The organism is Terrimonas alba, assembly GCF_042434975.1.
Lineage (GTDB): Bacteria > Bacteroidota > Bacteroidia > Chitinophagales > Chitinophagaceae > Terrimonas_B > Terrimonas_B alba.
In genome coordinates this window covers 588,538-610,293 of record NZ_JBHMQM010000001.1, presented here as the reverse complement: position 1 = coordinate 610,293, position 21,756 = coordinate 588,538, and the positions used below count along the sequence as shown (strand labels likewise).

Genomic DNA, 21,756 nt, shown 5'->3' with positions numbered 1-21,756 from the left:
TTATTATCATGATAAAAAACTATATAAAAATCGCCTGCCGGAGTTTATTCCGAAACAAGGGTTTTTCTTTCACCAATGTTTTGGGGCTTGCCATTGGTATGACCTGTACGCTTCTCATTCTTTTGTGGGTGAAAGATGAAAGGACATACAATAAATTTCACAGAAACTACAGCAACATTTACCAGGTAATGGCCCACCGTGATTTTAAAAATCAAATATTCACTGATCGCAATATGGTATTGCCACTTGCCGGGGCTTTGCAAGCTGGAATACCGGAAATAAAGAATGCTGTGGTCACCACCTATCCCCAGCCGCATGTATTGACTTACGGAGATCTTAAATTGAAGCAGGAAGGTTATACCGTAAGTGAGCATTTCTTTGATATGTTTACCTGGAAATTTATCAAAGGCAATGCAGCTACTGCTCTCCATGATGCCTATTCCATTGTATTAACAGAATCTACAGCAAAGGCATTGTTTGGCAATAATGACCCGGTGAACAAAGTAGTACGCGTAGATAACGAATACGACGCAAAAGTCACGGCTATAGTGGAAGATGCGCCGGCCAACTCCTCATTACAGTTCGACTTTATCAATGCGTTTAACTACTCCAATGATTTTCTTAAACAAGCCATGACCAACTGGCAGAATTCTTCCTGGAATGTTTATATTAATCTAAACGCCGGCGCCAACATGAAGGCGGTTGAAAAAAAGATCAATGAAATAAAACACAGTCATACTAAAGATGATAAAAAGGTAAGCACCTATTTTGCTTTTCCCATGAGCAAATGGCGCTTGTATAGTGATTTCAAAGATGGTAAAAATACAGGTGGTATGATCGAATACGTTCGGTTGTTCACCGTTATTGCATTCATTATTTTATTGATTGCCTGTGTCAACTTTATGAACCTGTCTACGGCACGGTCAGAGAAAAGAGCAAAAGAAGTCGGCGTAAGAAAAACATTGGGCTCTGACAAAAAACAATTAGTATTGCAATTCTTCTTTGAGTCGGTAATACTTGCGTTGATTGCTTTTGTCTTCGCTATTGCCGCTGTTTATGTACTGCTTCCTTCATTCAATACGCTTGTAGGCAAAGATCTTTCATTGGATATTACGAGTCCTTTATTCTGGCTGGTAGCAGCATGTATAATCGTTCTTACCGGCATTGTAGCAGGTAGTTATCCTGCGTTATATCTTTCTTCTTTCAATGCGGTAAAAGTATTAAAAGGAACTTTTTTGCCGGGCAAAAAGGGTATTATTCCCCGGCGAATGCTGGTGGTAGTGCAATTCAGTATTTCCATATTGCTTATTTCAGCAACCATTATTGTTTATCGCCAGATCAATCATATCAAGAACAGGGATATTGGTTACAACCCTGACAATCTTATTATGATACCGACATCACCTGACACACAGAAAAATTTTGGAGTAATAAAACAGGAGTTGGTACAAACGGGAATGGTTGAAACGATCACAAGAACATTTTCACCCATCACAGATGTATGGTGGCGATCTCCTGCTCCCAATTGGGATGGGAAGCCCGCAGACCTGAATATCATATTTTCCGTTCTCACTACCGATGTTGATTTTGCCAAAACCGTTGGCGTAAAGATGCTGCAGGGAAAAGATTTTTCAGGTATGCCTTCCGATTCGTCTTCGCTGTTGCTGAATAAAGCTGCCGTGGAAGCAACGGGTTTAAAAGACCCTGTTGGAAAACAGTTAAAATATGGCGACAGGACTTATACTGTTATCGGCGTTACTGACAATGTGGTGATGGGTTCGCCTTTCAATCCTGTTGAGCCTATGGTGATGTGTTTTATGCCCGGCAATACATACTCGATCAGTATAAGATTAAAGCCGGAAGTGAATTTATCCAATGCTTTGAAATCTGTAGAGACGGTGTTTAAAAAAAATAATCCTGCTGTTCCATTCGAATACAGGTTTGTTGACGAGGAATTTGGAAAGAAGTTCGCCACCGAAGAACTGATCAGCAGGATCACTAACATTTTTGCATGTCTTGCGATTTTTATCTGTTGTCTTGGATTAGCGGGGCTTGTTTCGTTCACGGTTGAGAAACGGATCAGGGAGATTGGTATTCGCAAAGTACTTGGTGCCTCTGTCCCGCAAGTGTTATTGCTGGTATCTGCAGAATTTGTCAAGCTTGTTTTCATTGCGTTTTTAATCGCCACTCCTGTAGCATGGTGGTTTATGAACAATTGGCTTGACAGGTATGAGTACCACACGGCAATCAGTTTTTGGTTGTTTGGCATTGTAGGCATTATTATGATGCTGATCACTTTGTTTGTAATTGTCATCAATGCATTAAGAGCGGCTATTACTAACCCGGTGAATTCATTGAGGACGGAATAAGACGGTTAAATGTTTGTTCCGACAACTAGCGGGATGATTGTTAGCCATCAAACAATTCAACTGTCAGACAATATTTAAAGGTTATGATAAAAAGTTATATCAAAATCGCCTGGCGAAATATTAACAGGCATCGTTTCTTTTCTGTTGTAAATATCGTGGGATTATTTACCGGTATTCTGTTTACTTTATTGATTGGCGCTTATATATGGGGCGAGCTGCAGGTAAATAAAAAATTACGTAATCATCAGCGGCAATATATTCTAACAACTGTTTCAAAAGATCCAAACATTGGATATGAGCTGGCGACATTTGGCCCGTTGGCAAAACGATTGAAAGAAGATTATCCTCATCTTGTTGCGAACTATTACCGGTATGATGGCATTACATCAGTGGTTTCAAAAGCCGATAAGAATTTCCGGGAAGGCCTGCAGGTAGGCGATAGTAATTTGCTTAACATGTACGGATTTGAAGCTTTGCATGGTAATACCAAAACGGCCTTGAATGATCCTTATTCGGTAGTGATCACTGCGGATAAGGCTATTAAGTATTTTGGAAAAACAGATGTAGTAGGAGAATCTATTACTATACAAAGCTTTTCGGGAAGCAAACGTGATTTCAAAATTGCAGCGGTATTAAAAGAAATTCCGCAAAGTACCGTCACCGAACTTGCGAAAGGTTATAAGAATTCTTTTTTTATACCCCTCAACACTATATCTTATTTCGGAAGATTGGATGTGGAATCATGGAGCAATATATTTATCGCTTCTTATATTGAATTAAAAAAAGGCGTAACTGCCAAAGACATTGAAAAGCCGATTAGTCAATTGATACAACAAAATGCTAACCCGGCATTGCAAAAAGTGATCACTGTTAAACCGGTTTTATTGGCTGATTATCATTTGCAGCAGGACAATGGCCTGGTGAAACGAATGCTTTATACGCTGGCTTTTACAGGGCTTTTTATTTTGCTGATGGCCATTGTGAATTTTATCAATATTGCTATTAGCCGCTCTTCTGCCAGGATGAGAGAAATTGGTATCAGGAAAGTGTTGGGCGGATTAAAAAAACAATTGATCCTGCAGTTTCTCTCCGAATCACTCATGTTGGTATGTATTGCCATGTTAATGGCCATAGCTGCATATCCATTGCTGAAACCATTGTTCGAACAGATAGTGGGTAAGCAAGTCCCGGAATTATCTTCCTTTCCCCTCTATTTTGTTTTGGTGCCGGTTGGTATTGTTTTTATTGTTGGATTGCTTGCCGGGTCATATCCCGCCTTTGTTTTATCCTCATTAAGGTCAGTTGATTCATTAAAAGGAAAGCTGAAAACGGTAAAACAGAATTTTCTATTGAGGAAATCATTGGTAGGTTTCCAGTTTGCCATTGCTATTATAGTATTGGTGGCTGCTGCAGTTGTAGCCGGGCAGGTAGCTTATTTTTTTGGCCAGGGACTTGGCTACAACAAAGAATATATTGTTTCATCGCAGGTGCCGAGGGATTGGACAATTGACGGCGTGAAGAAAATGGCAACAGTTCGAAATGAATTTGCTACTATGCCGCAGGTGAGCAGTATATCTTTATCGTATGAAATACCGGACGGCGCCAATGCAGGACAGGTGCCTGTTTACAAATCAGGCGGCGATTCAACCGGTGCTATGTCCATGCAGTTGCTCCAAACAGATGAAAATTATCTTTCAACTTATGAAGTGCCGCTAAAAGCAGGAAGGTTTTTCGATAACAGGGGGCTTGATTCAGGTAAAGTGGTGATCAACGAAAAAGCATTGGCAGCATTGGGTTGGAAAAATGCAGAAGACGCGGTAGGTCAGCAATTAAGAATTCCTGGTGATCCAACCATATTCACTATAAAAGGAGTATCAAAAGATTTTCATTTTGGTTCTATGCAAAAGGCAATTCCGCCGATGCTATTTTTCAATGTTCGCTATTCGCCGTTTTATCGTTACCTGTCATTCAAACTAAAACCGGGAAATATTCATGCATCCATTGACGCGATTCAAAAAAAATGGTCGCAATTGCTGCCAGGCAGTTCGTTTGAATATACATTTATGGACGATACATTGAAAAAATTGTATGCATCGGAACTGCAGTTGAAGAAAGCGGCTTATACATCAACAGTACTGGCATTAATTATTGTTTTGCTTGGGGTATTGGGATTGGTTTCATTAAGCATTCAAAAGCGAACAAAGGAGATCGGGATCCGGAAAGTATTGGGGGCTTCTGTTTCTTCTATTATTTCTCTTTTTATGAAAGAATTTGTTTGGGTGATGCTCGTGGCTGGTTTCGTTGCCTGTCCGCTGGCCTGGTTCATCATGCAAGGCTGGCTGAATGATTATGCCTATCGTATCAGTCTTACCGCACAGCCATTCATCATAAGTATCGCAGGGTTGGGAGTAATAACAATTATGTTGATTGCTTTGCAAACAATTAAAGCGGGATTGGAGAATCCTGTTAAATCTTTACGAACAGAGTGAGTAAAGATTTAATCCCGACCACAGCGTCGGGGTGAAATCATTAAGAACTGAATGAATTCAACAATATGCTGAACCATTATATCAAGATATCTATCTGCACCTAAGGAGAGAAATCGTTTGGCAAAATGCTAAGAACAGGTCTGCATATTTACGGACAACTATCAAATCGGAAAATTATAAACATGCTTAAAAACTATTTCAAAACCGCCTGGCGAAACTTAACAAGACAAAAAGTTTTTTCCTTCATCAATATTTCGGGGCTGGCATTGAGTCTTACTGCCGTTTGGCTGATTGCACTTTATATTGCGGATGAGTTGAGCTACGACCGGTATCATGAAAAAGAAAATAGAATTTACCGGTTGGCAACACACGGTAAATGGGGCGATCAGAGATTCGATATTACCGGCACATCGGGGCTTGCAGCACCAGCGCTTAAAAGCGATTTTCCTGATGTGGAGGATGCCGTGCGTATGAGTCCAGGAGGAGGAGGTGTTATTAGGTATGACAATAAAAAAATAAAAGATGATGCGGTCTTTTATTCCGATGCTTCCTTCTTTATTATATTTACCTATCATTTCCTCTCAGGTAATGTACATGCTTTAGAAAAACCAAACAGCATTGTACTTACTAAAACGCTTGCTGCAAAGCTTTTCCCCGATCCCGTTTCGGCTGTTGACAAAACAGTATATATCGACAAAACTCCTCTTGTTGTAACAGGTGTTATTGAAGATATTCCACGTAACTCGCATTTTAGTTTTAATGCATTCCGTTCTTTACCTGCTGATTACAAAGGCGACTGGGGCGGTCTCAATATGTTCACCTACATCCTGCTGAAAAAGAATGCCGATATCAACCAATTGAGGTCAAAGATGCCAGCCTTTGTGACCAAATACATGATGATAGAAGCTGTAAAAGGGAATAATATTCAATTTACCCTTGAGCTACAGCCGTTAACTTCTATTCATCTGAATTCTCATTTGAGTTATGAATTGGGTGAGAACCGTGACGTAAAATATATCTATGTATTGTCCATTGTAGGATTGCTGATATTCATTATTGCCTTTATTAATTACATCAACATCACCACCGCAAGGGCTTCTGTTCGCTTACGTGAAGTGGCCGTTAGAAAAATAATCGGCTCCAGTAAAAAGAACCTGGTTGGGCTGTTTCTTGTGGAATCTGTCATCACCATACTTTCTGCTGCCTGCATTAGTATGCTGTTAGTAGCACTTGTCATGCCTTTGTTCAACGAGGTTGCAGCAAAGCAATTTTTTGTCTGGCAATTCGGTACTATCCGCACCATTGCGTACATGCTGGGCTTTGCCATTCTTGCCGGACTTCTTGGTGGATGGTATCCAGCTTTTTTCCTATCAAGATTTAAAACCATACCGGCTTTAAAAAACCAGTTGGGTGACGTAAAAGGGCAAACGTTTTTCAGAAAGTCGCTGGTAATGTTTCAGTTCGCAGTTACCGTGATAATGATCACTGCTTCATTAATCATTTATCTCCAGCTCAATTATGTACTCAATACCGATCTTGGGTTTAATAAAAAACAAATGCTGACTTTTCATTTAGATTCAAGAGAGGTGAGGCAAAGGGCCTCTGCGTTGCGCACAGCATTGCTGCAAAGCCCAATGGTGAAGGCCGTGGCTTCAGCAGGAAGTCCCATTGGCAATAACAATATTGGCATGATGGATTACAGCGTGGAAAAAAATGGTGTGCTGGATGAACACAGCAATCTTGCATATGGCTTAACCATTGATGCTGATTTTATTCCTGCTATGCAGATCAAACTGGTGGAGGGACGCAATTTTTCAAAAGATATTCCGTCAGACAGTGGCCAGGTAATGGTGAATGAAACATTTGTGAAACGACAAGGCTGGGCTTCGGCTATGGGCAAACGAATTTCCAGAGGGGCAGATTCCACAGGCAAAATACATTATGCCAACATCATCGGCGTGGTAAAGGATTTCCATATTTATTCTTTGCAACATAAAATAGAAACCCTCATAATGGAACTTCCCAGGAAGGCGACAGATCAGTACGACATGTATGTGCGGTTGGACGAACATCACCTCGCTCAATCACTTGACTTTGTTGAGCAAACATTCAGAAAATTTGATGCCGCTTCTCCTTTTGTTTCTCGTTTCCTGGATGAAAATTTCGCAGACCAATATAGAGCAGAAGAAAAACAGGGGCAGGTTTTGCTTGGGTTTACCATTTTAACCATAGTTATTGCCTGTCTGGGCTTGTTTGGGTTGATCACCTTTACGGTTGGAAAGCGGGTAAGAGAAATCGGTATACGAAAAGTGCTCGGCGCCAGCGTGAGCGGCATGATTTCTTTATTAACAGGAAGTCTGCTGAAAGTGGTGTTGCTCTCTATGCTGGTGGCTATACCTGTATCCTGGTTGGTGATGAATAAATGGCTGGAAGATTTTGCTTACCGCATTCATTTGGAATGGTGGATGTTTGCTTTGGCCGGAATTATTTCACTGATCATTGCCATGATTACCTTAAGCCTCCAGGCAATAAAAGCGGCTATAGCCAACCCGGTGAAATCTTTACGAACCGAGTAGGTCCAAGCCATAGCGTCGGGGTGAAATCAGTACGAACAGAATAAATTATTATAACAATTGTAAAATAAAATTATGATCAAAAATTACCTGGTTGTTGCATGGAGAAACTTGTTGCGTTATAAAATTTATTCCTTTATAAATATTGCAGGCCTCGCCGTCGGGCTGGCGGTTTGCATGTTGATCGTACTTTATACCGGTCACGAAGCAAGCTATGACCGCTTTCATAAAAATGCCGAAGGAATTTTTTGGATGCAGACCAAATTAAAAATCGGGACTGATTCGGTCTTCATGCCTTATTTAAACTATTCTGCAGCGCCCATGGTGAGCCAGCGGGAGCCGGCTGTCGAAAGTTATCTGCGTCTGAGAAAAGATCCTCAAAATGCCATCATTCAAAATCCGGCTATACCTTCCCTGAAGTTTGCTGAAAGCAAATTTATTTTCGCCGACAGCAATTTTTTTAGCTTCTTTTCTTTCCAACTTTTACAGGGAAGTAAGGAGCAGGTCCTTCGCAATCCGTTGTCTGTTGTTATTTCCCGGGATGCAGCGAAAAAATATTTTGGCAACGATGATCCCGTTGGTAAAACAATCCGCTACAATAATAATGATGACTTACTCATAACAGGTGTGGCAGCAAATACTCCTTCTAATTCGACAATCGAATTTGATTTTGTGGCATCACTTTCCAGCATGAGGGCAATTAAGGAACAACAGGCTCTGGTGTTGAAGGAAAAAAATGATTTCACTACCTATTTTCTGGTAAAGCCGGAAGGTCAGATTTCCCATATTGAAACGGCTTTATTTCAGCTGGCCAGGATGCAGGAAGGTGATGAACAGCTTAGTTTCCGTTATGTGAGCACTCCTTTGACAAAGTTGCATAAGGTAGCAAGCTCCGATATCTCCGGGTTTAAATACGTCAAAATATTTCCCTTTGTGGCTGCGTTGGTTTTGTTGTTGGCACTGATTAATTATATGAGCCTGTCCACCGCCCGCTCTGCTGTCCGGGCCAAAGAGATCGGCGTGAGAAAGGTAATTGGAGCCGGTCGTAAAATAATCGCCATTCAGTTTTTCGTTGAATCTGCATTGTACACCGGCATCGCTTTTATACTCGGTTATTTTTTATGTATTTTTTTCCAACCCTTCTTTTTTAATTTTTTACAGATTAGTGTTGACCGGTCCTTTCTTCTTCATCCATGGGTGATACTGGCATTTTCAGCATTGTTCATGATCGCGATTCTTATTTCGGCCACTTATCCTTCGTTGTTGCTGTCGGCTTATAAGCCAGTATTAGTGTTGTATGGCAGGCTTGGGAAAAGTGGTGGCATTAGCATAAGAAGATTTTTTACAGTCATCCAGTTTTCGATAGCTGTTGTATTTATTATCTGTGGTATTGTAATGCAAAGGCAGCTGCATTTTTTCAGGCACAGGGATACGGGCATGAACCGCGATAATATTGTAATGATGCCTTTTGGTACGAGTGTTACCAAACATTATTCAGCTTTCAAACAAGAACTGCGATCTGTTCCGGGCATTCAACAATTCAGTCTCGGATTGCATCCGCTGTTTAAAGGATATGATATGATGGGCATGATGCCGCCGGGTAGCAAAGAGATGGTATTGATGCCGGTGATGGATGTGGACCAGCATTTTATTCCGCTGTTGGGGTTGCAATGGAAACTGCCGCCGGATGAATCTTTTTTTTATAAGAAAAAGAATAACATTATCCTGAATGAAACGGCGGTTGAAAAATTACATCTGGGTCAGCAACCGGTCAATCAAAAAATTGATCAGTTTGAAGTTGCCGGCGTGCTGAAAGACTTTAACTGGTCGTCGCTTCAGCATAAAATAGAGGGATTGATTTTATCCGTTTCCAATGATGAAGACAGTACATCTATGTGGGCCGCAAAAGGAGGGTGCTTATTTGCCAAAATCAATGCTGGTACCAATATTCCCTCGTTGATGGAGCAACTAAAAAAGCTCCATAAAAAATACGACAGCGAAAAGGCCTTTGACTATTATATTTTGGATGATGCTTTTAATGAGTTGTATAAAGCTGAGGACAGGCTTTCTCAAATGTTAATACTGTTTACCAGCCTGGCGATTTTTATTGCTTGTCTTGGCTTGTTTGGGCTGGTAACATTTATGGCGATACAGCGAACCAAGGAAATTGGAATAAGAAAGACACTTGGCGCCTCCGTACAAAATATTGTCAGTTTATTATCCGGTGAGTTTATGGTTCTCGTATTGCTTGCCGTGATAATCGCTTCACCTGTTGCCTGGTATTTTATGAACAGGTGGTTGGAGGAATTTGCGTACCGTATTTCTGTGGAATGGTGGATCTTTCTTTTGGCAGCCATCATCACAGTGCTGATTGCTATAATGACTATAGGCTTCCAGGCCATTAAAGCGGCAATTGCTAACCCTGTTAAATCTTTACGAAGCGAATAAACTAATTGATCCCTGAAATAAATAGTATCAAACCTGTATTCAAGATGATTCACTTTGCGATTTTAATCATTAACTTTTCACTTCATGCAAACTAAAATAAGCTTTATGAGCTATTCCCCTTTTAAGAACATTCTTGTGGCAATATTATTTGTTGTATCAGGTTTCATAGCAAAAGCTCAGCAAACCGCTGAGAAATTTGTGCTGGAGACGCAATACCTGCTTTATCTACCTGAGCAGTACGCTGCTGATACCGCTACAAAGTGGCCATTATTAATTTTCCTGCACGGGTCGGGTGAAAGTGGAGCGGATTTAAACAAAGTAAAAGTGCACGGTCCGCCTAAATTGATCGAGCAGGGAAGAAAATTTCCATTTATCGTTGTGTCACCGCAGGCGCCTCCGCAGACCGGATGGAGAGCCGAAGTATTAAAAGGAATGCTGGACGACCTGAAGAAAAAGTACCGGGTGGATAATGACCGTGTGTATTTAACCGGGTTGAGCATGGGCGGCTATGGTACCTGGAACCTCGCTGAGAAATATCCGGAAGAGTTTGCAGCTATTGCGCCAATTTGTGGTGGAGGTGATGCAGAGCAAGTATGGAAATTGCGCCATATGCCGGTTTGGTGCTTTCATGGAGCTAAAGATGACGTAGTGCCGCTTTCAGCATCACAAACAATGGTAGACGCTTTAAAAAAGTATAACTCCGACGTCCGGTTTACATTATACCCTGATGTTAATCACAATAGTTGGGAAGTGACGTATAACAATGACAGCCTTTATAGGTGGCTGGTGGCCCAAAAACGATTTCGATTTAAGCCTGTGGCGCTGCCGCAATCCCTGCTAAAGGAATATGAAGGTATTTATGTCAATAATGTGAATAAGGATACGGTAAAAATGGTTGTTGAAAATGAGAAGTTGGTTGCAAAACCTGGAGAGAATTCAATAGAGCTAAAGTCATCTGCTAATAACAATTTTTATTGGGACGATAATTCGATTGACGAAGTTCGGTTTACCCGGACCAATAATGATGTTGTAGGAGGCTTCATATTGTTGGCTGGTGAAAAGGTGGAGTTCAGAAGATTGCCGGCGAACAAAACGGCAAAGACAAAGCAAAAATGAATCAGGAGTCTGCAACGTGATACTGAACGAAGTGTACGGATTTGAATGGCAACTGTTCGTTTCCGGACACCCTGACTAATAGGGTATATACAAACAGTTGATTTTAATAAGTTTATCTATTGGCATGCCTGTTGGTGACTGCTAACCGACCGAATACACCGAATGTATGTTTAGAAATTATTTCAGCGTCGCTTTTCGAAATTTAAAACGCCATAAGATTTTTTCGCTGATCAATATTTCAGGACTGGCCATTGGCATCAGCGCTGCATTGGTTATTTACCTCATCGTTCAATACGAATTCAGCTTTGATACTTTTCATAAAGATGGCAACAAAATTTACCGCATCGTTTCAAAGATCGAGTTTCCTGATCTTACCATTAATAACTCCGGTGTGCCGGTGCCTACAGCAAAAGCCGTTCGCAATGAAGCAACAGGTATTGATGTTGTTACTAATTTTATTATTGGCAACGCTTTTAAAGTGTCTGTTCCTCTAGCCGGAGCTCAATCACCAGCAGTTTTTAAGAATCAACAGGGTATCATTTATGCCGATGAAGAATATTTTACGCTATTTCAATATGATTGGTTAGCAGGACATGCGCAAACAGCTATGAAGGACCCTTTCCAGGTGGTATTAACAGAAAGCAGGCTTAAAGCTTATTTTTCTACCTTATCGCCGAATGATGTTGTTGGAAGAACGATCTATTATGATGATTCTGTCAAGGCAACAGTTGTGGGTGTTGTAAAGGACTTAACAAAACCAACAGACTTTGCTTTTAAAGAATTTATATCAAGAGCAACGGCAGAAAACACGGGCATTAAGAATCATTGGGGTTGGGAAGAGTGGGGAAGTATTAATTCGGCTTCGCAATTGTTTATAAAATTAAAATCGGGAACAAAGCCGGCGCAAATAGAAAAACAGTTAGCAGCGCTTCGTAATAAATACAGGCAAAGAAGACCGCAGGAACCGGAGAAGGACGACACCCAACATTTTTTACAACCAGTAAACGATATACATTTTAATCCTCATTATGATGCTATGAACCAACGCCAGGCAAGCAAGCCTTCTCTCTATGGTTTGCTTGCCGTGGCTTCTTTTTTATTGCTGCTGGGTTGTATCAATTTTATTAACCTGACCACTGCACAGGCATCAGCAAGGGCAAAAGAGATCGGCATTCGCAAAACAATCGGTGGTGCAAAAAAACAACTGATAGTTCAATTTCTCAGTGAAACATTTGTACTTACAATTTTAGCTACTATTTTATCAGTGATCATTACCCCTGGTTTGCTGAACGTATTCAGCGATTTTATTCCGCCCGGGGTTTCGTTTGCTTCATTAAATCGGCTGCATGTTTGGATATTTCTCGTATTGCTGATGCTGTTGGTTACTTTATTATCGGGTTTTTATCCGGCATGGGTGCTTACGAAATTCAAACCAGTAACGGTTTTAAAAAACCAGGCTTATTCAGGCACAGCGCAAATAAGAAAGGCATGGCTGCGCAAAACATTAACGGTTACACAATTTGTAATAGCTCAATTCCTGATCATTGCAACGCTGGTGGTAAGTAAACAGGTACATTACTCACTAAACAAAGATTTGGGATACAAGCGTGACGCCATTGTTTTTTTTAATACTCGCTGGAATTTCTTTTCTGATCAGAAGGACAATCGCCGTTTCGTTTTACAGGAAAAATTAAAAGCGATTCCGGAAATTGAAAAACTAAGTCTTGCAGGCTCATCTCCGGCGTCAACTAATTTTTCTACTACCACGATGAAATATAAAAATGGGGACAAACTAATAGAAACAATGGTAGAAGTAAAATATGCCGACACAGCTTATTTTGATCTTTATAAAATGAAATTGCTAGCGGGTAAAAATCTTCAGCAAAGTGATACCGCTAAGGAGTTTGTGATCAATGAAACGTATGTAAAACTATTGGGTTTTAAAAACCCTGCTGATGCGGTTGGCAAACTGATCGAAAGAGACCATTTTGTTCCCGTGATTGGAGTGATAAGAGATTTTCATGCTAACTCAACCCGTCACCCCATCAAACCACTGGCTTATTCTGCCGCTGCTGAAAACAGCTACACATTTCACATTGCTTTAAAGCCTCGTGGAGCAGATGCAGAGCTTTGGAAAAGAGCTTTAGCAAAAATGGAAAAAGCATTTAAAGAAATTTATCCTGAAGATGATTTTGAATATAAATTTTACGATGAAAGCATCGCTTCATTTTATAAAACAGAACAAAATATTTCCAGTTTATTAAGATGGTCTGCTGGTTTGTGCATTTTTATCAGTTGCCTCGGTTTATTGGGTTTGGTTATTTATATCACCAATACCCGAACCAAAGAGATTGGTGTAAGAAAAGTGTTAGGCGCTTCTGTTGCGCAAATTGTATCGCTTTTGTCCAAAGACTTTTTATCGCTTGTATTAATTGCATTTTTGATTGCTTTGCCGCTGGCCTGGTGGGCTATGCACAACTGGTTGCAGGATTTTGCATACCGTACAGCATTAAGTTGGTGGGTATTCGCGGTTACCGGTGCGGGCATGCTGCTGATAGCTATGCTGATATTAAGTATAAGAACGATAAGATCGGCAATTGAAAACCCGGTGAAGGCATTAAGGACTGAATAAAAAACTTATGATCAGAAGTTATTTTAAAATTGCATGGCGCAACCTCTGGAAGAATAAACTTTTTTCCTTTATATACATTATGGGGTTGGGCTTAGCTATTCCATTCGCCTTGCTTTCACTGATACAGGTAGTGAACGTGTATGAGTATGACAACTTTCATCCGCATCCCGATAGAACGTACAGGATAATAACAGATGTGACAGATGCGAATGGTAATAAAATAAAATATGCTGCTACACCTTTTGCATTAGCCCGTACGCTAAAAACAGATTATCCGTTTGTTGAGCAATCAACAAATGTAATCGGGGAAATGGGATGGGAACTTACCAACAGAATTAAGACAATCAGGGTAAACGTATTATTTACGGAGCCTTCCTTCTTTGACATTTTTGGGTTCTATCTCGAAAAAGGCACGTTGCCGGTAGCGCCGAATTCAATCGTGCTTACCCACGAAAAGGCCGAAATATTTTTTGGCGATGCAGATCCTGTTGGCAAAACGCTTTCGCATCATGATTATGGGGAACTAAAGGTCACCGGTGTATTAAAGCCCTTTAAGAAAAACACACATCTCAAAACAGATGCGATGATCTCAATGGCTACTTATGAGCGGATGCATAGAAATGTTTCCAAAACAGATTTGCCTGGCTACACGTATGTTCTATTAAAAGAAAACACCAAAATCGGGAACCTTGATGCTGCTATAAATACACTTGCTGCTAATAGTAACAAAGAGAATGCAGAGGCCAAACAAACAATTCAGTTCCGGCGACAGAAATTATCAAAAATATCGCCTGCCTTTGAGGAGTTGAGGGGAAATATGGGAGTAGAATCTGTACTGGAACTATCAGTTAACCTGGCCATAGCAATGGCGATTATTTTATTGGCCGGGTTTAATTATACTAATCTTACATTGGCCCGTTCTTTAAGCAGGGCGAAAGAAGTAGGTATACGCAAAGTGTCAGGTGCATTGCGCCATCAATTAATCGGGCAGTTTATTTGTGAAGCTATACTCATTGCATTGTTATCGCTTGTGACGGGTTTCGTAGTATTAAGATTTATGCAGCAGTTTGTGCATGTAAACTGGATCACCTGGGAGGTGGACAATCAGTTTATATTATGGGTGGTGTTTATATTATTTGCCATTTTAATTGGTGTATTGGCGGGTATAATTCCTGCAAGAATATTGTCGAGATTTCAACCCGTAAAGGTGCTGAAGGGAGCAGTCAGTCCGGCTTCTTTTGGTAAGATAAATTTTCGTAAAAGTCTCGTGGTAATTCAGTTTGTGGTTACAGCTTGTTTCATTTTTTTGATTGCAAATTTGTACAGCCAGTTTAAATACATGGCTACCGATAATGAAAACTTCAATCGCAGAAATATTTACAATGTATCTGCCAATGGTAATTACAAGCTTTTAAAAAACGATATTTCAAATAATAAGGATGTTGAAAGGGTCGGGCTTGTTTCAACGCCTTTTGGAGGCACAAGTGCAACCTGTACTGTCAAAAATGATCAGCAGGGCAACAACAGTTCTGCCAGTTATTATGCAGCCAATGCTGATTTTATTGCCAATATGAACCTGCAGTTTGTTGCAGGAAAAAATCTTCCTGAAAGTAACAGCGATTCTGCTTCAAACTTTGTAGTAGTTAATGAACAGGCTCTCTTTGCTCTAGGCTTAGGCACGCCACGGGAAGCAATTAGTAAAAAAATTATTTTGAATGATTCAAAAGAAGTGATAATAAATGGTGTTGTCAAAGATTTTTGTTATTTCCTCTACCAGTTCCGGGTATCGCCTTTAATAATGCAGTATAACCCGGCACAGTTTCATGTGCTGAGTATAAAAACAAAAAGTGCAGTAGCAGAGCAGCCGTTTAAAGCAAAAATGCAGGCGATATGGAAAAAATATAATCCTTACGAAGAGCTTGCTTTTTCCAATTATGAAAAGGAAGTGTATGAACGTTATTATCCGGGTGCAGATATGAAATTTATGGGTATGGTTTGCTTTATCATTTTTGTAATTGCTATTATGGGTTTGATCGGCATGGTTACCTACAATACAGAAAAACGTGTTAAGGAAATCGGCATCCGTAAAGTGATGGGTGCTTCTGTTGTAACAATTGTAAAGGAACTTTCCGCAGGCTTTGTAAAATTAATTTTGATTGCCGCTTCTATTTGTATTCCGTTAGGCTATGTAGCGGGATATTTCTTTATAAATTTATTTGCCTTTAATAATGGAGTAAATATTGGATTGATGATCTTTCTTTTTTGCCTGATATTTTTCATTGCGTTGTTTACAATTGCGATAAAAACTATTGGATCTGCCTCAGTAAACCCTGTAAAATCATTAAGAACTGAATAAAAATAAAATTATGCTCGAATTAAAACATATCTACAAATGGGTAAATACCGGTAATAACCGAACATTTCTTTTGAAGGATATCAACCTGTCGGTAAAAGAAGGGGAGTTTATTTCTATTATGGGGCCATCAGGCTCAGGCAAATCAACTTTATTGAATGTGATCGGCATGCTGGATGAATTCAATGAAGGCGAATATAACTTTTTGCATGAATCTGTACATAAACTAAAAGAAAAACAGCGATCAGCCCTGTACAAGCAATACATCGGGTTTGTATTCCAGGCTTATCACCTGATTGATGAACTGACGGTTTATGAAAACATTGAAACTCCACTTATTTACCAAAATGTAAAATCATCGGAAAGAAAAGCTTTGGTGGCGGATATGCTTGACAGGTTTCAGATAGTAGGGAAGAAGGACCTTTTCCCCGCACAGCTTTCCGGTGGCCAGCAACAATTAGTGGGCATAGCAAGAGCACTGATAGCGAAACCCAAATTATTATTAGCCGATGAGCCTACCGGCAACCTCAACTCCAAACAAGGTGAAGAGATCATGGATCTTTTTAAGCAACTGAATGAAGAAGGCGTAACGATCATACAGGTTACTCACTCCGAAAAAAATGCAGCTTATGGTAAACGCATCATTCACTTGCTGGATGGTATGGTGGAAAAGAGAGTGGAGTTGGCAGTTGGCAGTTGACAGTTGACAGTTCTATGCTATCAATACTTTTCCTGAGATCATCGATAAACCATAAAATTTTTCGGTTAACGTTGCGAAAACGAACAATGTCTGTATCAAAACCGGACAGGTGAAAGGCGCTGCATTTCACTAACACGTTATTTTTCAATAACTCTGAAACTTGGTATGCATTTGATTAAGTATCACCAATAGTAGCCATTGATTTTAAATAACAGGGATAATGAACACAAAGAAGTTTATAGGATTAGCATTAATAGCATTTTCATTGCAGGCCATGGGTCAAACCACCCTGACACTTAAGCAATGTGTAGAGACGGGTATCAATAATAATTTTGATGTAAGACAAAGAGAATTGCAGTTGCAAAGCGATGAAGCTAACTGGAAGCAGTCCAGGCTAAATATTTTTCCAGATCTCAATGCGAATGCAGGACATAGTTTTAACCAGGGGCGTAGTATTGATCCTTTTACCAATTCACCCGTTACTCAATCTTTCAATTCGTCAAACTATGGTGCGAGTAGTGGTATTACCTTGTTCAATGGATTGTCCATTCAGAATTCGATCAGGCAAAATTCATTAACCTACCAGGCGTCCAAAATGGATTGGCAGCAGGAAAAAGATAATCTTACTATTAATATTATCCTTGCTTATTTACAGGTGGTGAGCAATGCAGAGCAATTGGAACAGGCCAAAAACCAGGCGGCTTTGTCAAAGCAACAGGTAGACCGGCTGGAAGTTTTGAACAAAGAAGGCGCCATCAAGCCATCTGATCTTTCTGATCTGAAAGGACAGTATGCCAGTGACCAGTTATCAATTATCAGCATTCAAAATTTATTGGAGACAGCAAAAATCAGTCTCTGCCAGTTGATGAACATACCTTACAACAAGGATCTTGCTTTGGAAAAGATAGATCCCGCATCTTTTGCTGATCGTTATGAAGAGACACCGGATAAGATCTATCAAACGGCATTGGAGCAACTGGCGATGATCAAAGCCGCTGAATTGCGCAAGCAAAGCGCAGCAAAAGCTATCAAGGTAGCAAGAGGTCAGCTTTTCCCTGTATTGCGATTCGAGGGTGGTGTCAGCACCAGTTATTCAAGTGTAGCCATGCAGAGTAAATACCTGAATACAACCGACAAAACTTCCAATGACTATGTAATGATAAATGGAACTCCATCGCCGGTAATCTACAAGCAGGATAATTTCAGCAGCAGTAAAATCAATTATAATGACCAGCTGAATAATAACCTGTATACTTCATTTGGGTTTAACCTGCGTATTCCTATCTTCAACTTCTTGCAACAGCGAAATCGCATTAAGCAGGCACAGATCATTTATAAGACCCGTGAACTGTCTGCCAACACAACAAAGACACAGCTAAGCCAGGCCATTGACCAGGCTTATATCAATATGAATACGGCTTCGGACCGTTATAAGACGATCCTGGAGCAGGTAAATGCATTCAATGAATCATTCAGGGCGGCGGGCATCCGGTTTGACTCAGGGGTTGGCAACTCAATTGATTACCTTACCGCCAAAAACAACCTGGACAGGGCCAACATCAACCTTATCATTGCCAAATATGATTATGTGTTAAGAACGAAAATCCTGGATTATTACCAGGGGAAACAATTGTGGTAAAGGTTGACTCCTTAATTCATTGAAAATTCGGAACGTAATTCACATCCTTTACCGGGTGATGAGATAACCGATAGTTTGCCATTGAAAAGGTTCAGCCTGCTGCGAATGTTTTTTAACCCGATACCGCTTTCAAGATTACCAGCATCAAAACCAACTCCGTCATCCTTTATCTGTATTTCCACCTGCGGAGCGTCTATGTCTATTTTTATCAATACATTTTTTGCTTCGGCATACTTGATGATATTGTTTAATTGTTCCTGTATTACACGATAGATCATTAATTTTTGTTCATCATTCAGGTATTGATTAACTTTTTCATCATCCACGATTAACGAGAATTTCAATTCCTTTACCCGTCGGATATTGGCAATTAAATTTTGAATCGATTCTTTTAGCCCTTCCTCTTTGAAGACAGGAGGCTTCAGGTTGGCGGAGAGGTGCCTGATCTCAGTTATTGATTGCTGGATCAGCTCAGTCGTCTTTTTCAGTATTTCTTTTTCATTTTCAGAATGGCTGTCGATCATCCCAACATGTAATTTTACCACACCCAGCGTTTGAGCAATATTGTCGTGCAATTCTTCCGCCCACCTGTTTCGCTCTCGTTCTTCAGCCTTTATGATATTTCGGGTGATCTCAGTTTTACTTCTTAGCTATTGATTGTGATACTCACGCTGTAACTGGCGGTACTCACTGATATCCTGCAGGGCGCCAATAATGCTATAGGGTTTATCGTTACTGTCTTTCAGCAAATAAATGCGGTGCATTACTTCCCTGTATCCTTTACCCGGAATTAAAAACCGGTATTCTCCCTGCCAAAACTGGTGTCCCGGCATATAGGCTCTTTTTATACCTTCCATCACCTGTTGTTTATCGTCGGGGTGAATATGGTTTTCCCAGTAAGACACTCCATTTTTGTTTTGTAATACTTCAGTTCCCAAAATCTCATCAATGTTATTTCCCATTTTTGACAGTTTCAGTCAGGATATCGTATTCGTACATACCATCTTTTGTTGCATTCATCACTGCTTTATACTTTTTCAGCATGTCCCGGTTGGTCTCCAGTGAATGAATTAGTTTTTTGTAGATATTATAAGCTACTGAATAAATAAACAGCGAGGACACCAGTACAAAGGCCAGTCCTTTATAATTTTCAATTTTCTGAAGAGTGTTTGTATTATCGTTGGCCAGCCATTCAGCCACTTTGCCGCTGCCTACTATCCAAATGGCGCCAAAGAGAAAGTAGTAAAGTCCAAGTCTTGCCGGAGGGGATAGTTTGGAAAGCATAAGAAAGGGTTTACGTAATTATGCGGCAACGCAGATGAAAAACTGCAGGTTACAATGGCAATTTATGGAATTACAGGGGAGCATAAAAAAAAGGCTCTGAGAAATCAGAACCTTTGCGTACCGGAGTCTGATTTTCTAAGTTTTTCGTCCGTTTGGGTTTCGAATTCTTAATAAAGAAACAGTTAATGGCAAAAGGACTGCATGATAGTTTTAGATCAAGTAGTGGGTGCAGACAAAGAACTAAAGTTAAAATTGAATTATAATAGGATAAAAGGGCATGCAAAAGATTGAAGTATAAAATTGATATTGTGATGTATTATTATAATGCACACGGAAAATTGCTCCGGATTGTGAATTAACATCGATAATAGCTGATTGCAACAACTGCCGTATGAGAGAAAAAGAAAATGCCAGGGGTCTCTTCCTGCGTTTAACTGGCGTGGAAAACGAATCTGCTTTATGGGAATTGCATGCCCTTTTTTTCCATCCCTTATACAGACTCATTTATTCTATAACTCATCACAAAGAAGTGGCTGAAGAATTGACTAATGATGTTTTTGTTCAAATTTGGCAAAGCCGAAAAAAAATAGGCAATGTTGAAAATCCCGAAGTATATCTTTTTGTTTGTGCCAGGAACATAGCCTTTACTTATCTTAAATCCATAAAAGCGCCGGTTACAAGTATAGAAGACATACAGCAATTTGACCTGCATATAGAAAGAACACCGGAAGACATGCTGGTCTCATCTGAAATGGTAGCCCGTATCAATGCTGCTATACGGCAACTGCCACCTAAATGCAAGCTTACTTTTTTATTGGTAAAGGAAAACAACCTGAAGTACCGCGAAGTAGCTGAGATACTGGGTCTTTCAGTCAAAACGGTTGAGGCGCAAATGAGTATCGCCCTGAAAAAACTAAGTCAATCCATTCCTTTTTTACTTCCTGCATTTTCCCGTTAAAATTTTTTTTTCTCCTGTTTAGGGGTAAAACAACTTCTTCTCACTCCTTTATAGAAAGGAAGAATACTAAAATGTCTATAGACCGCATCTGGGATCTGTTAGCCAAGAAATTCAATAACGAAATTTCATCACAAGAGCTGGAAGAACTGGAATTACTATTACGTGAAAACCGGGACGCCTTCCAGTTAAATGAGTTGTTGTCCCGCTTTGGGGAGCTTCCGTTCAAACCTGTTTCTGATGAGGCAATGAAGAGAAGAAGTATAAATGCCATCAAAGAAACTATTGGTATCAGAGACGAACAAGATAGCAATGAAACTATAATAAGCGATTATGAAAGGGAAACATCATTTCGCAACCGAAGAAAGGGAATAAGGATAGGTGTAGCAATACTTGCATCTGTTCTTCTTTTTGTAACAATCGTATGGTTTCCTTTCTGGAAAAAAAATGGACATGGTAAAGAGATGGCCAGTATGAACGAAATAAAAACGGATGCCGGGTCTAAAACCACGGTCAATCTCCCCGATGGCTCTGTTGTCGTTTTAAATGCAGGTAGCAAGCTAAGTTATAATAAGGAATTTGGTATCAGTTCACGGGAGATCAAACTAACCGGTGAAGCTTATTTTGATATCCGGAAGAACCCTGATATGCCCCTGGTAGTTCATGCAGGAACTGTTGATATCTGGGTAAAGGGAACCACCTTTAATGTGAAAGCTTATCTGAAAGATTCTACTATAGAGGCGGCCCTGTTTACAGGTATTATCGAATTGATTTCGCAAAAAGACCCGGAAAGAAAAATACTGTTACGACCCAATGAAAAAATAATTATCAGCAAAAAGGGCAATAATAAATTGCTGCAATTGCCGGACGATAAAAAAGTTCTAAATGAAGCAGAAACAATTTCGCTTGACAACATGAAACCAGACCCGGTTGACAGCAGTTATGCTGAAACAGCCTGGCTGCAAAACAAACTGGTCTTTCGTTCCGAAGCATTTACCGACCTGGCCCGGAGTATGGAACGACGTTATAATATCAGAATCGAATTCACTGATCCCACTATCAGTGAATTGATTTTTACCGGTTCTTTTTCAAATGAAACATTGGCAGAAGCATTAGAAGCTTTGCGAAGTTCGGTTCCCTTTCATTATAAGATTGAAAACAAAATAGTTTTTATCAGCAAATAATATTGTTAATCTCA

The 21,756-nt window shown here is 40.1% G+C and carries 14 protein-coding genes; 11 read left to right on the top strand and 3 right to left on the bottom strand.

Going from position 1 to position 21,756, the window contains the following annotated elements; translation table 11 throughout:
• Positions 1–8: 8 nt before the first annotated feature.
• The 9 genes from ACFEL9_RS02515 to ACFEL9_RS02475 all read left to right on the top strand — a co-directional run bounded on the left by ACFEL9_RS02515 (position 9) and on the right by ACFEL9_RS02475 (position 18,319).
• Complete coding sequence (locus ACFEL9_RS02515; RefSeq protein WP_385885845.1) at positions 9–2,369, top strand: ABC transporter permease; 2,361 nt, start codon at positions 9–11, stop codon at positions 2,367–2,369.
• Positions 2,370–2,452: 83 nt separating this feature from the next.
• Positions 2,453–4,858 (top strand): ABC transporter permease, encoded by a 2,406-nt coding sequence (locus ACFEL9_RS02510; protein ID WP_385885843.1) that lies wholly within the window; start codon positions 2,453–2,455, stop codon positions 4,856–4,858.
• A 182-nt stretch (positions 4,859–5,040) separates the two neighbouring features.
• On the top strand, positions 5,041–7,434 hold the full coding sequence (locus ACFEL9_RS02505; protein WP_385885841.1) for an ABC transporter permease: 2,394 nt from the start codon (positions 5,041–5,043) through the stop codon (positions 7,432–7,434).
• 72 nt (positions 7,435–7,506) lie between these two features.
• Complete coding sequence (locus ACFEL9_RS02500; protein ID WP_385885839.1) at positions 7,507–9,879, top strand: ABC transporter permease; 2,373 nt, start codon at positions 7,507–7,509, stop codon at positions 9,877–9,879.
• A 105-nt stretch (positions 9,880–9,984) separates the two neighbouring features.
• The gene (locus ACFEL9_RS02495) at positions 9,985–10,995 is read left to right on the top strand and encodes a carboxylesterase family protein (RefSeq protein WP_385885837.1); all 1,011 of its coding nucleotides are present in this window, start codon (positions 9,985–9,987) and stop codon (positions 10,993–10,995) included.
• Positions 10,996–11,161: 166 nt separating this feature from the next.
• Positions 11,162–13,627 carry an ABC transporter permease gene (locus tag ACFEL9_RS02490; RefSeq protein ID WP_385885835.1) on the top strand — a complete coding sequence of 822 codons (2,466 nt, stop codon included), beginning with the start codon at positions 11,162–11,164 and terminating at the stop codon, positions 13,625–13,627.
• A 7-nt stretch (positions 13,628–13,634) separates the two neighbouring features.
• The gene (locus ACFEL9_RS02485) at positions 13,635–15,983 is read left to right on the top strand and encodes an ABC transporter permease (protein ID WP_385885834.1); all 2,349 of its coding nucleotides are present in this window, start codon (positions 13,635–13,637) and stop codon (positions 15,981–15,983) included.
• A gap of 10 nt (positions 15,984–15,993) precedes the next feature.
• Positions 15,994–16,680 (top strand): ABC transporter ATP-binding protein, encoded by a 687-nt coding sequence (locus ACFEL9_RS02480; protein ID WP_385885832.1) that lies wholly within the window; start codon positions 15,994–15,996, stop codon positions 16,678–16,680.
• 220 nt (positions 16,681–16,900) lie between these two features.
• Positions 16,901–18,319 carry a TolC family protein gene (locus tag ACFEL9_RS02475; protein ID WP_385885830.1) on the top strand — a complete coding sequence of 473 codons (1,419 nt, stop codon included), beginning with the start codon at positions 16,901–16,903 and terminating at the stop codon, positions 18,317–18,319.
• Positions 18,320–18,330: 11 nt separating this feature from the next.
• Here the strand turns inward: ACFEL9_RS02475 and ACFEL9_RS02470 are convergent, their stop codons facing one another.
• The 3 genes from ACFEL9_RS02470 to ACFEL9_RS02460 are packed head-to-tail and all read right to left on the bottom strand — an operon-like array spanning position 18,331 to position 19,603.
• On the bottom strand, positions 18,331–18,936 hold the full coding sequence (locus tag ACFEL9_RS02470) for a sensor histidine kinase (RefSeq protein WP_385886602.1): 606 nt from the start codon (positions 18,934–18,936) through the stop codon (positions 18,331–18,333).
• Between the two features lie 33 nt (positions 18,937–18,969).
• The gene (locus tag ACFEL9_RS02465) at positions 18,970–19,281 is read right to left on the bottom strand and encodes a PAS domain-containing protein (protein ID WP_385885828.1); all 312 of its coding nucleotides are present in this window, start codon (positions 19,279–19,281) and stop codon (positions 18,970–18,972) included.
• Positions 19,271–19,603, bottom strand: coding sequence for a hypothetical protein (locus ACFEL9_RS02460; RefSeq protein ID WP_385885827.1), 333 nt, complete (start codon positions 19,601–19,603; stop codon positions 19,271–19,273). The genes ACFEL9_RS02465 and ACFEL9_RS02460 overlap by 11 nt, the downstream gene beginning before the upstream one ends.
• Before the next feature lie 391 nt (positions 19,604–19,994).
• On the opposite strand from ACFEL9_RS02460, the gene ACFEL9_RS02455 reads away from it, so the two are divergent.
• Together ACFEL9_RS02455 and ACFEL9_RS02450 are read left to right on the top strand one after the other, a co-directional pair.
• Positions 19,995–20,561 (top strand): RNA polymerase sigma factor, encoded by a 567-nt coding sequence (locus tag ACFEL9_RS02455; RefSeq protein ID WP_385885826.1) that lies wholly within the window; start codon positions 19,995–19,997, stop codon positions 20,559–20,561.
• A 71-nt stretch (positions 20,562–20,632) separates the two neighbouring features.
• Positions 20,633–21,742, top strand: a complete 1,110-nt coding sequence (locus ACFEL9_RS02450) for a FecR family protein (RefSeq protein WP_385885824.1) — start codon at positions 20,633–20,635, stop codon at positions 21,740–21,742.
• The last annotated feature ends 14 nt before the right edge of the window (positions 21,743–21,756 follow it).